Below are 1,261 nucleotides of genomic sequence, written 5' to 3' on the forward strand. Positions count from 1 at the left end.
GCGGCTGGGGTGAGTTGGCCTTGGTAGGTCTTGGTGTGGTCGAGGTGGATGTGGCCGATCGGGTCGCCGCTGTGGGTGTAGGCGGTGGCCCGGTCGGTGTCGCGGATGATGGTGATGGTGTGTCCGGCGTGTGCGCGGCCGATGCGTAGCCGGGCTCGTTTGCCGAGGTTGACGGTGCCGTCGGCGCTGACTTTGAGGCGGTGGACGGTGGCGTCGTCCTGGACGGGCAGGTGCTGGGGGCCGCCGTGACGGTCGGCGTTTGTCCAGACTTGGGCTGGTGTCCGGCGGCCGAGTGCGCTGTGGCGGCGATGGTTGTAGTACTCGCGATAGACGGTGAGCAAGGCTTGGAGTTCGGTCAGGGTCGCCGGCTGGGCCTGGTGGGCGAGCCAGCGTTTGAAGGTCTGGTGGTGTCGTTCGACCTTGCCGCAGGTCTGGGGATGATAGGGGCTGGAATGGATCAGCCGTGTTCCCCAGCCGGTGACGGTGCGGGCGAATTGTGACTGGCCGGTGTTCGGGCGGCGGGAGCGTGAGGTGAACGCGGATCCGTTGTCGGACAACACGATCGCGGGGGCGCCATAGTCGGTGACGGCCTGGGTGATCGCGGCGATCGCGTCCCGGGCGGTTTCGGCGGGAGCGGCGTGGCCGGCGACCAGCATCCGGCTGTGATCGTCGAGGACCTCGAAGACCACCACGGCGGCCCCGCCCGCGAGTGCGACCTCGGTGGCGTCGATCTGGTAGCAGTCCCGCGGCCGGGCATAGCAGAACCGGCGGTAGGAGGACCGGGGCCGTTTCCGGGAGTTGCTCTCCAGCAGCCCCTTGCGGGACAGGATCCGGTTGATCGTGGCCCGCGCCGGGACCGGCCAGCCCCGCCCGGCCCAGTCCTGCTCCACGGCCAGCTCCAGCAGCCGGTCACGGATCGGATCCGCGCCGTTGTCCGGTGCCAGCTCTGTCCGCAGCCGCACGATCTCGGCCACCACCGGCTCCGGCGTGGCATGCGGCACCGTCTTAGGCCGGGTGGACCGCCGCCGCCACTGGCCCTCGGCCCGGACCCGCTCACGATGCCGATAGAACGTTCGCCTATCGACACCGTTGACCCGGCACCACTCCGACACGTTCTCGATCGGCACCTCAGCCGTCAGCATCGCGTCCATGAACCGCATCATCGCCCTGTTCCGCGCCATGGCCACCACCACAACGCCGCTCAGGCGACAGAACACGCACCATCACCCAACCAGGGTGTGTCACCAGCCGCGAGACACCA

1 protein-coding gene is annotated in these 1,261 nt (G+C 69.1%); it reads right to left on the bottom strand.

The window, feature by feature from the left end:
* Window positions 1-1,151 (bottom strand): DDE-type integrase/transposase/recombinase (locus H5J31_RS39560; protein WP_236005670.1); only part of this gene is annotated, 1,151 nt, incomplete at its 3' end.
* Window positions 1,152-1,261 lie beyond the last annotated feature (110 nt).

The organism is Amycolatopsis pittospori, assembly GCF_013870525.1.
Classification (GTDB): Bacteria; Actinomycetota; Actinomycetes; order Mycobacteriales; family Pseudonocardiaceae; genus Amycolatopsis; species Amycolatopsis pittospori.